Annotated in this window: 8 protein-coding genes and 2 tRNA genes; 2 read left to right on the top strand and 8 right to left on the bottom strand. The window is 57.0% G+C overall.

Features of this window, described 5'->3' with window-relative positions; translation table 11 throughout:
• Positions 1–7: 7 nt before the first annotated feature.
• The 7 genes from ACR0KJ_RS14255 to ACR0KJ_RS14285 all read right to left on the bottom strand — a co-directional run bounded on the left by ACR0KJ_RS14255 (position 8) and on the right by ACR0KJ_RS14285 (position 7429).
• A complete protein-coding gene (locus tag ACR0KJ_RS14255; protein WP_480626979.1) occupies positions 8–1897 on the bottom strand; it encodes an acyl-CoA synthetase in 1890 nt (629 codons plus the stop codon).
• Between the two features lie 160 nt (positions 1898–2057).
• Positions 2058–3878, bottom strand: coding sequence for an ABC transporter transmembrane domain-containing protein (locus ACR0KJ_RS14260; RefSeq protein WP_480626980.1), 1821 nt, complete (start codon positions 3876–3878; stop codon positions 2058–2060).
• 131 nt (positions 3879–4009) lie between these two features.
• Positions 4010–4083, bottom strand: a tRNA-Gly gene (locus tag ACR0KJ_RS14265).
• Positions 4084–4185: 102 nt separating this feature from the next.
• Positions 4186–5208 carry an adenylate/guanylate cyclase domain-containing protein gene (locus tag ACR0KJ_RS14270; protein WP_170455018.1) on the bottom strand — a complete coding sequence of 341 codons (1023 nt, stop codon included), beginning with the start codon at positions 5206–5208 and terminating at the stop codon, positions 4186–4188.
• On the bottom strand, positions 5205–5570 hold the full coding sequence (locus tag ACR0KJ_RS14275) for a group I truncated hemoglobin (protein ID WP_170455020.1): 366 nt from the start codon (positions 5568–5570) through the stop codon (positions 5205–5207). The genes ACR0KJ_RS14270 and ACR0KJ_RS14275 overlap by 4 nt, the downstream gene beginning before the upstream one ends.
• Positions 5571–5685: 115 nt before the next feature.
• Positions 5686–6516: a class I SAM-dependent methyltransferase gene (locus ACR0KJ_RS14280; RefSeq protein WP_170455022.1), complete on the bottom strand. Its 831-nt coding sequence runs from the start codon at positions 6514–6516 to the stop codon at positions 5686–5688.
• Positions 6517–6589: 73 nt separating this feature from the next.
• A complete protein-coding gene (locus ACR0KJ_RS14285; protein ID WP_480626981.1) occupies positions 6590–7429 on the bottom strand; it encodes an alpha/beta fold hydrolase in 840 nt (279 codons plus the stop codon).
• Between the two features lie 259 nt (positions 7430–7688).
• Here ACR0KJ_RS14285 and ACR0KJ_RS14290 point away from each other — a divergent pair, with 259 nt between their 5' ends.
• Together ACR0KJ_RS14290 and ACR0KJ_RS14295 are read left to right on the top strand one after the other, a co-directional pair.
• Positions 7689–9920 carry an ATP-binding protein gene (locus ACR0KJ_RS14290; protein WP_480626982.1) on the top strand — a complete coding sequence of 744 codons (2232 nt, stop codon included), beginning with the start codon at positions 7689–7691 and terminating at the stop codon, positions 9918–9920.
• Positions 9913–10626: a response regulator gene (locus ACR0KJ_RS14295; RefSeq protein WP_170519847.1), complete on the top strand. Its 714-nt coding sequence runs from the start codon at positions 9913–9915 to the stop codon at positions 10624–10626. Before ACR0KJ_RS14290 ends, ACR0KJ_RS14295 begins: the two co-directional genes overlap by 8 nt.
• 395 nt (positions 10627–11021) lie before the next feature.
• On the opposite strand, the gene ACR0KJ_RS14300 is transcribed toward ACR0KJ_RS14295, so the two are convergent.
• Positions 11022–11098: transfer RNA gene (locus tag ACR0KJ_RS14300), tRNA-Met, on the bottom strand.
• Positions 11099–11208 lie beyond the last annotated feature (110 nt).

The raw sequence follows: 11208 nt of genomic DNA on the forward strand, positions 1-11208 counted from the left end.
CTCCCGGTCAGGCAGCCCACTCCCATGGCCGGGTGAACGACCCCAGCACTTTGCTGACATCGTCCTCTGACGCGCCGTTCGCGTCAAGCTGCGCGACTAGGCCGCGTTTCTTATCGTCAATGACCGAGACCACGCGCGCATCGACGCCTGCCGTTTCCAACGCACCGTTGTAGATCCGGGTAATGGCATGTTTGCGCAGATCAGGCTTGAACACCTTGCCGACGGCGGTTTTGGGCAGTTCCGAAAGGATGGTCATATGCTTGGGCTGTGCAGCGCGTTCGTGGACATGCACCTTGCAGAACTCCATCAAGGCCTCTTCGGTGACCGAGGCCCCCTCGACCAGTTCGACAAAGGCGCAAGGCACTTCGCCCGCATGCGCATCGGGTTGGCCGATGGCACCGGCAAAGGCAACGGCTTCGTGACCCAACAGCGCCTCTTCGATCTCGGCCGGGTCGATATTGTGACCGCCGCGGATGATCAGATCCTTGGCACGACCGGTAATCCACAGATAACCGTCCTCGTCAAAACGACCCAGATCGCCTGTACGCAGGTATTTGTCATAGTGGTACAGGTTCACGTTCTTATCGGCTTCGGTATAGGTGTTGCCCGCAAAGACGCCCGGGTTTGAAATACAGATTTCTCCTATCTCATCCGGTGCACATTCCTTGGGTCCATCGGGGCCGTCCTGCAGGATTTTGACATCCGTGTAAGGGAACGGGATACCGATCGAGCCAATCTTCTTCTCGCCATCCACGGGGTTACAGGACACCAGACAGGTGGCTTCGGTCAGGCCATAGCCTTCCACAATGGTAACGCCGGTGGCTTCCTCGAACCGGCGAAACAGCTCAACCGGCAGCGGCGCCGAACCCGAGAAAGCGGTTTTGACTGTGGAAATATCCGCATCTACCGGGCGCTGCATCTTGGCCGAGATTGCCGTCGGCACCGTGATGATGAAGCTGACCTTCCAGCGTTCGATCAGTTTCCAGAAATTGTCGAATACGCCATCGCCACGATACCCTTGCGGTGTCGGGAAGATCACATGAGCGCCAGATGACACCGCCGCCATCATGATGACGTGGACGGCAAAGACGTGGAACATGGGCAGCGGGCACATGATGACGTCAGTTTCATCGAACAACAGCGTATGACCCAACCAGCCATTGTAGACGAGGCCGGAATACTTGTGCTGTGCCACCTTGGGCATACCTGTCGTACCGCCGGTGTGGAAATAACAAGCGACGCGGTCTTCCTTGCTATCCTCGAAGGTCAGCGTCTTGGGTTGTTTGGCCAGCTCTTTGTTGAAGTTCTTGTAATCCGCATGGGCCAGCTTTTCCTTGTCGCCCATCTTCGGACGCAACAGAGGAACAATCCACGATTTGGGCGGAGTCAGATAGCGGTTCAGGTCGATTTCCAGGATGGTATTGACCTTGGGCGCGTGTCGAACGGCCTCTTCCACCTTTTGCGCCACATCCGTTTTCGGGAATGACTTCAGCGTCACGACGACCTTGGCACCCGTCTCACGCAGAATCGCTGCGATTTGCTCGGGCTCCAGCAGTGGGTTGATCGGGTTCACGATCCCCGCTACGGCACCGCCCATCATGGTCACAAGGGTCTCGTTACAGTTGGGCAGCACATAAGCCACCACATCCTTTTCCCCAACTCCAAGCGAGCGGAACAGGTTCGCCGCCTGATTGACCTGTCCCAGAAGGTCCGACCACGTCAGCGTTTCGGCCTTGTCATTGGGGCCTGAAAATATTTGGAAACTGACTGCGTTGTGATTTGGAAATTTCCCGGCTGTCCGTGACAGCAATTGATGAAACGTAACCGGCAGGTCACGATCCTCCCACGGCATTTCCTGTTCAACACGCGTTTTGTCTTCCAGCCCAACAAAGGCCATGTGGCTCCTCCCGTCTTATAATCTCCCGCGCGCCACACGCGGTTATGATCCGTCCTAAGATGGGATCACAACCTTGCCGACGCAAGCAAGCGCTTAGCGACGAAAATGCTCAAAATGTAGAATGACGCTGCGGCGGAACCGGGAATTTCCGTACGTCACTTCATTCCGCAGCCACTCCGTCTGTGAATTGCAGCCGCGCCAGACGGGCATACAGGCCATCCTGTGCCACCAGATCGTCATGGGTGCCCTGCGCAACGATACGCCCGGCCTCCAACACAACAATCCGATCTGCCTTTTTCACGGTTGCCAGACGGTGCGCCACGATCAGCGTCGTGCGCCCCGCCCGCATCTGGTCCACAGCACCTTGCACCGCGCGTTCGCTTTCCGCATCCAGGGCCGAGGTCGCCTCGTCCAGCAGCAGAACCGGCGCGTCGCGCAGGATGGCGCGGGCGATGGCGATGCGCTGTTTCTGACCGCCCGACAGCATCACGCCGCGCTCGCCTACAAAACTGTCATAGCCTTCGGGCAAAGCCGCAATGAACTCATGCGCGGCAGCGGCCCGCGCGGCAGCCTCGACCTCGGCATCCGAGGCGTCCAGACGGCCGAACCGAATGTTTTCGCGCGCCGAGGCGGCAAAGATCACCGGATCCTGCGGCACCAGCGCCATATGCGTCCGAAACTCTGCCCGATCCAGATCCTGCAGGTCTGCGCCATCGATCAGAACACGCCCTGCATTTGGATCGTAGAACCGTTGGATCAACTGGATCACGGTGGTCTTGCCCGCGCCCGAGGGGCCCACAAATGCAACTGTCTCCCCCGGTTTCACCTGCAAGGACAGATTGTCCAGCGCAACCACATCCGGCCTTGCGGGATATCGGAAGCTTACGTCCTCAAACCGGATCTCACCGCGAACCGGCAAAGGCAGCGATTTGGGTTGTCCCGGGTCGGTCACTGTGTCTTCGGCATGCAGCAACTCGACCAGACGCTCGGTCGCGCCAGCGGCGCGCTGCAGTTCGCTCCAGATTTCGGACAGGGCGGCGACCGAGCCTGCCATGATGATCGAGTAGATCACGAACTGGATCAGAACGCCTTCGGTCATGACCCCGTTTCGCACGTCATTGGCCCCCATCCACAGCACCCCGACGATGCCAGAGAAGACCAGAAAGATGACGATGACAGTCAGAACCGCGCGGGTCTGAATGCGCCGCAGTGAGACGACATAGGATGTCTCGGTCATCTGATCGAACTGCGCGCGGCTGGCCTGTTCGTGGGTGAAGGCCTGAACTGTCTGGACCGCGCCCAAGGCCTCACCCGCATTGCCCGAGGACGCGGCGATCCAGTCCTGATTCTCGCGGCTGATTGCCCGTAAGCGGCGGCCCAGAACCAGGATTGGAACAATGACCACCGGGATCAGCAACAGAACCAGCCCGGTCAGCTTGGCCGAGGTCAAAAGCATCAGCACCAGACCACCGACAAACATCAGCAAATTGCGCAGGGCAATCGAGACGGACGAGCCCAGCACCGACTGAATCAGAGTCGTGTCGGTGGTGATCCGGCTGAGCACTTCGCCAGTCATGATGCGTTCGTAAAACTCGGGGCTCATGCCGATGACGCGGTCAAAGACGGCCATGCGAATGTCGGCCACCACCCTTTCACCCAGGCGTGTGACCAGCGCGTAGCGGATACCTGTTCCAACTGCCAGAATGCCCGCAATAACCAGTGCCGCCAGAAAATACCAATCCAGCAGTTCGCCATCCTGAATGCGGAAATTGTCCACCACGCGGCGCACCGCCAAAGGCAGGGTCAGCGTCATGCTCGCCGTCAGAATCAAGGCCAGAGTCGCACCGAGCATCAACAGCTTGTAAGGCCGCATAAACGGCCAGAGCGCCCGCAGCACGCCGATTTTCTTGGAGGTCGCGCGTTCCTCGCTGGCCCCGGGTGCCGGTGCGGTCGGTTGACTGGTTTCAGTCCGTCTTGCCATGTGGGGCCCTTGTTTCCTGAACTTTGCTGGGTCCATGCTTCTTGGCGGCAGCGGCATCCGGGGTCAAGCAGGACCCAGTTGATTGCTGGTCCGACAGGGCCATTTGACGCAGAAATTTAAGGGGAAACAACTGGAGCGGGTAGACGGAATCGAACCGACATAGCCTGCTTGGAAGGCAGGGGCTTTACCATTAAGCTATACCCGCTCACGGTTTGGCTTTCCTATGTGAAGGTCAAGTGGGCGTCAAGAGCGATCTCGCCCCAGTATGCGTTGGTCTGATTTTGGGGTTTTGCCAGATGCTGTGACATCAGCTTTTGTCGGCCAGACGCCAGACCTCCTGCTCATCAAATCCACGGATTGCCTTGGACCCCATTGGCTCGAGGTCGAATTGATCTTTGAGAATATCCGCGACCTCATCCTGAACCGTGATCTGCATCGGATCCGAGAATTCCTGAAGCCGTGAAGCCAGATTAACGGCGGGGCCGAAGATGTCGTAGACATATTTCTGAATACCCACCACGGACCCAACGACAGACCCTGACGCCAACCCGATGCGGCACCGCCACTGATGCGGATGGCTGAGGTTGCGGCGGTTCAGGTAGCGCACAAACCGAATGGCCGTGTTGGCAATCGCCTTGGCATGATCCGGCGTCGGATCAGGCAGGCCCGCCACGGTAATATAAGCATCCCCGATTGTCTTGATGCGCTCACAACCAAATTGCTCACCAATGCGATCAAAGGCGCTGTAGATATCGTTCAGTTCCGTAACGGTAACGCTGGGTTCTTGCGCGGCGACCATTTCAGTGAACCCGACGAAATCCAGCATCAGGACGGATACCGGATCGTATAGCTGCGGCGTGACGACGCCGAAGGTTTTGTATTCTTCGTAAACCGACCGTGGCATCAGGTTGAGCAGCAGCTTTTCGACCTGCTCTTTTTCGCGCTTCAACTCGCGCGTGTTGCGCTCGACCATCATCGAATAGGAATCGATCATGGATTCCAGCTCTTTAATGCGGGTGATGTTCTGGCAGACCAGAACTAGCACGTCATCATGCGCCACCGTGAAGTCGAGCGCGATGACCAGCGTTCGGCGCTTTTTCTTGAAACTGATCTCGGACGTATGCCGCCCAGTCTCATGCAGGCTTTGCTGCACCGCGCTGGTATCAAGATCTGGAAAAAGCTGTTGCAACTGGTCCGACGGGGTGTCGCCGCTGAACCATTCGTCAAACGTGTCGTTTCGAAAACCGAACTGCAGTGTCTGGCGGTCGAGCAGGGCAACGCCCACGCCAATGGCGCGAAGCAGTTGTTCGTTTATGGCTGCAATAGTCATGGCTTACCTACAATCAGAGGGCGCCGTTTCGCGAATTCGGCGACAACGGCCGCAATATCTTCTGTAGCCACGTTGTGTTTTTGCAAAGCGTCTTGCAACACCGTTTCCAGTTCATCGAAATGCGCATTCGTGATTTCAAGGTGAGAATGCAGCTGGCGCAACTGGTTGTCTGTGTAAGAAGCCGGACCGCCTAGCAGCGAGGCAATGAACTTGGTCTGGTGATCGACCATCTTGGTCATGTCCACATGATCGAAGAAGGGGCCAACCTCATCATTGTCCAAAAGCGTGTCGTAGAATGAGATCACGATCTTGCTGATCTTCGAGAACCCGCCGTATTTCTCGTAAAGTGTGCGTTCAGCCATTTCGAAACCCCTTTTGACAAACTGATAAAGAAACGCGACCCAGATGCCTTGGTCGCCAAGTCTCAACGCCCTCGGGTGCAAAACCGCAAGAGCGTTGAGTTTCCATGTCACACCGTCAGCGATGCTGGGCGATGACTTCGGCATATTCGGACGAGATGCACAGGGAACCGTTGGTCGAGATGTCGAACTTTTCGATCAGCGCCATAAGGTCGGCCTGCAATGCCGCCTGCCCCGTTTCGTCCAGCGCATCAAAGGCCTTTTGCATGGGGCCATAGAACGTCCGGAAGTATTCCAGGAAATGCTCGGCCGAGCGGTAGCGGAACATAAAGTTCTTGCGCCGGAAGGAAATAACCTCGCACTTGTCTCCAAAGGTGTCCTCGACCCAGTCCTGTTTGCCCCACATCGCGGGGGAGTTCACGCCAGCGGGCGGCGGCACATGCTTGCCGATGGTCTTGAACAGTTGGCCGATAAAGCTTTCGGGTGTCCAGTTCGCCATGCCGATCTTGCCGCCGGGTTTGACCACGCGCTGAAGTTCGGCCGCGGATTGCTGTTGATTGGGCGTGAACATCACCCCGAAGGTGGACACAACCGCGTCGAACGACTGATCCGCAAAGGGCAGGTTTTCCGCATCCGCCACCTTGTAGGTCACGAACAGGCCCTCTGCCTTTGCGCGTTGGCTGCTGGCCTCCAACAGCGCCTCGACATAGTCGGTCGAGGTCACGTCGCAAAAGCGCCGCGCAAAGGCCAGAGTGGCATTACCATTCCCGGCCGCGACATCCAGCACCTTGGCGCTTGGGGTCATGTCCATGGCCTCGGCAAGCTCTTCGCCGGTGATTTGAAGGGTGACGCCAACCTTGCTGTAATCCCCGGATCCCCAGGCAACGTTCTGCTTGGCCTTGATTGCCGTAAAGTCTGTTGTAGAGGCGATAGCTGTTTGAATACCCATGATTTTGTTCCTTTTGATGGTATGCCGGCCTGACACCAGCGGGTTTTGTAAAATTCGCATCGTCACATGCGGGTTAAGCAGCTTTCCGATCCGGCCAGCTGATATTCATGACGGGCCGTTCCGCACTGGCCACGTGCTCAAGAATTCTTGGGTTGACCCAATCGGGCTGTAAGACCGGTGCCATATGGCCCAGCTCTGGCAGCAGCGCGATCCGTGCGTTGGGCAGGGCCTTGGCGATCGCAACCGACGTGTGCTGAGCGATTTCCGGGGATTCCAGACCGGTCATGACCAGCGTCGGAACTTCGATCCCGGCCAAATCCTTCAGTGTCCAGGTCTCGGCAAACCCATTGGCAAAGTCGGTCATGATGGACGCGATCATCCCGCTGAACCGATCTTGCGCAGGCGCTGGAAGCGCATCCCAGAACCCCTTATGGTTCCAGAAATCCAGGAAATGACGCATACCCGCAGCGGGATTGCCGTCTGCCGCCGACGCCGTCACCATGGCCGCAACCAGTTGAATTTGCCGAAACAGGTCCTTGCTGTCTTCAGTCCCATGCTTGAGGAAATGAAAGGCGGCGGGTTCGTAAACCGTAAGGCTTTTCACCAGATCCGGGCGCATCAGCGCGATCTTGATCGCGATACCGCCACCGTTGGAATGCCCAACCAGATGGACAGGGCGACCCATCGCCTCGATTTCGCGGATGACCGGCATGGCGGAAACGGCCGCACCGGTCCGGGACGCGTCACCTGTAAGGGGCGCTTGGCCATAGCCGGGCAGATCAAAGGCGTGAACCGAAAAGCGGCCGTCCAGATCCGCTGCCAGCGGCCCCCATTGCCCGCCGTTAGAAGCAGAAGAATGCAACGCGACAATAGGAGCGTTGGTGAGTTCAGAAGTGTTAAATGAAATAGTCATCGTACTTACCCAATTGCGTTTGTGATGGGCAATAACTGACCTTTCATTGTTTCAATGTGATTTCTGAATGCGGCGCAAAGTGTTTCAGTTGTTGCTTGGTGAAGTGGTTCACACAACTGGCTATCCGGTTCGAAAACAACCAGCTTTCGGGCTGAAGCTGGCGCGGCGGAGCGCGCTGTGAAACAATTGAAACACAAGAGGCCGATTTTGAAATGGCACTGAAACAATGGTATCTTAGAAAATCAGGATGACGATGGGCATGGCGAACAATCTTGAAGAGATTGAGAAGGCACGAGACCTTCTTCGCGACGCCATTGAATCGCTCAAGGAAGGGTTCGCCCTTTATGATGACGACCGTCGCCTTGTGATGTTCAACCAGCGCTATGCCGAAATGAACAAGGGGGTTGCCGATCTGCTGGAGCCCGGTCTGGATTGGGAAATCCTTATGCGCGAGACCGCGCGCCGGGGGATCTACGCTGACGCCATAGGCAACGAACAGCAATGGGTTTCAGACAGGCTGGTCAACGGGATCGAGTTCATTCAGGATTTTGAACTGACCGAAACGGACGGGCGCACCTATCTGGTCTCGGTCCATCCCACCAAGCTGGGCGGCTTTGTCGTCACCCGCGAGGACATTACCGACCGCAAACAGGCCGAGGTGGAAGAACGCGACGGCGATCTTCTGATCCGACAGGTTCTGGACGCCAGTTCGGCAGTGGTGACAATGGCCCGGATTGGCGACGGACAGATCCTGTATCGCACGCCGGCGGCCCTGCAGATGTTCGGGCCGTCCAGATCTGCGCGAGAGCACTATCTGAACCCCGAAGAGCGCGCGGATTTTATTACTCTGCTGTTGGCTGACGGTCAGGTCGAAGATTACAAGCTCGATCTGGTGAATGCGCAGGGAAGGACATTTCCGGCGTCCATTTCTTCGCAATTGATCGACTACAAGGGCGAAGAGGTCATCGTCACCAGCATCATCGATCTGACTGTTCAGAAAGAAGCCGACGCCCTGATCCGCCAGGTGATGGAGGCCTACCCGGCCGCCATCAACATGACGCATGCCGACACTGGCGAGGTTCTATTTGCCACGCCGGAAATCAAGGCGCTGTTCGGTGACAACAAAAGTTCCAAATCCTACTACGCAGACCCCGAAGAACGGGATCGCTATTTAAAGGACCTTCGACAAGCAGGTGCGCTGAAAGACCGGCGCATGGAATTTGTGGATGCAAAGGGGCGCAGGTTCTGGGGCGCGGATTCTTCGCGCCTTATTGAATTTAACGGCGAAGAAGTCATCGTTTCCAATACCCGCGATCTGACGGACGAACTGGCAATCGAAGCAGAACTTGAAAAACAGCGAGAGCTGCTGTTCCAGAACGAAAAGATGTCCGCTTTGGGTGAGCTGCTGGCAGGCGTCGCGCATGAACTGAACAACCCGCTGTCAGTTGTTGTGGGCCACTCGCTGATGCTGAAAGAAGAGATTACGGACCCCGACCTGACCGCCCGGATCGAAAAAATCGGCAGTGCCGCGGAACGCTGCGCCAAGATCGTGAAGACTTTTCTAGCGATGGCACGCCAGCAGCCCAGCAAGATCGAACAGGTCGATGTACCCGGTATGATCGAAACCGCCGCAGATGTTGCGGGCTATGGCAGCACCTCGGGCGAGATCAGCATCACACGCAACCTGCCCGCCGATTTGCCGCCGATTGCCGGGGACGCCGATCAACTGACGCAGGTCATCCTGAACCTGATATTCAATGCAGAACAGGCCATGACTTCCAGCGGTGTTGGCGACCGGATCACCCTGTCGGCGGCGGCCAATCCCGGCGCAGGAATGGTCGAGGTGACGGTCGAAGACAACGGCCCCGGAATTCCCAAATCCATCCGCCCCCGCATTTTTGAGCCCTTCTTCACAACAAAAGAGGTTGGCGACGGAACCGGGATCGGGTTGGCCTTTTGCCACCGGATCGTGCTGTCTCATGGCGGGCAGATCAGGCTTGATCAAACTGTCCTGTCGGGCACCTGTTTTCGGATCACGCTGCCTGTTGCGGTGTCCAACACAGATGAGGTTGATGAACCGCACGACCCAGCCCCGACCGTGGCTCAACACCGCGTATTGGTGGTGGATGATGAGGTCGAGGTGGGCGAGTTGAATGCCGAAATTCTCAGGAGAGAAGGCTTTCACGTCGATTTCGTCTCATCCGGCGAAGAGGCGCTGCACCGCCTGCAATCCGCCGTATATGACGTTTTCCTGAGTGATCTGAACATGCCCGGCGTAGATGGCCGCAAGATATACGAGGCGCTGGTGTCCCGCTTTCCCGACATGCTGCCCAGAACCGCATACATCACCGGCGACACGATGGGCGAAAGCTCCTTGGGGTTGTTGCAGGACTCCGGCCTGCCCTATCTGGAAAAACCGGTCTCGCCGACAGAGCTCAGAACACTTGTCGGGAAGCTGATTGCCGACCGGAAGGACGAAACAGATGGATAATCAAAAAACCCATATCCTGGTTTGCGATGATGAAGTCGACGTGCGCGAAATGCTGCAGGAATACCTCAGCAAACGCGGCTACCAGGTGTCGGCGGCATCCGGAGGCGAAGAACTTCGGGCAATTGCTGCCGCTGAACCCGTGGACGTCATGATCATGGACATCAATATGCCGAAAGAAGACGGCCTTTCGATCCTGAGGTCCCTTCGCCCCGAGAATACAACTCCGGTGATCATGCTAACCGCAGCAGGCGACGTGGTGGATCGCATCATCGGCCTTGAAATGGGTGCCGACGACTATCTGGGCAAACCCGTTGACCTGCGTGAACTGGAAGCCCGGATCAAGGCCATCCTGCGGCGCGGTTCGATGAATGACAGCGCGCCTTCTGCAAAACCCGGTGAAGACTACGCGCTGTTTGGAGATTACACTTTGGATAAAGAGGCGGCAAAGCTTCTTTCCTCGGACGGGACCGAGGTTCAGCTCACGGCGATGGAGTACAGTCTGCTCAAGGTCTTTGCGGAAAACAAAGGGCGTGTCTTGAACCGGGATCAGCTGCTGGAACAGGCACACGACCGCACCTGGGACCCTTTCGACCGAAGCATCGACATCAGAATCTCAAGGTTACGCCGCAAGCTGGAGGCCAATCCCGAAAAGCCCGAAATCATCAGAACCGTTAGGGGAATTGGCTATTTATATGATCCCAAGTGATTGGCGGTTCTTGGGGGCTGTGCGCAAGTTGCATTACATGGCACCATTTATGTCGATCGCGCAAGCGCTTTAAACCCCGAATTCTAGTGTAACTTACCCGTCGACTGGTTCGGCGCGGCTTCAAAGTATTGCCAGAGGTGAACGGCGTACGGAAAGACTATTCCGGGAGGAACAGGTTCAACCTGTGCGCTCTGAAGCGGCTCGTCTGACACTGCGTTCGACTGTAATGGTTTCGGGCGTAGGAATTGCACCTTTGACTATCAGGTCATGGTTTGAAGGGACCGTGGCTGCAGTGGGGCCGCGAAAGCCCTGATAACGACGAGGTGAAGACGTTAAGCAATTGATCCAGTGGATCAATTGTAGTCTGAACGGGCTGGGTTGGGGTTTTCTGACACTGGTTGCGGGAGCAGGATTTGAACCTGCGACCTTCAGGTTATGAGCCTGACGAGCTACCGGGCTGCTCCATCCCGCGTCAGAGTCAGATTTGTTTCATCGTAAGAGAGATATGGGCTTTTACTAGGTTTGGCGGTGACCTACTCTCCCGGGGCTTAAGCCCAAGTACCATTGGCGCGGCAGTGCTTA

The sequence above is a fragment of the Ruegeria sp. AD6 genome, assembly GCF_056542325.1.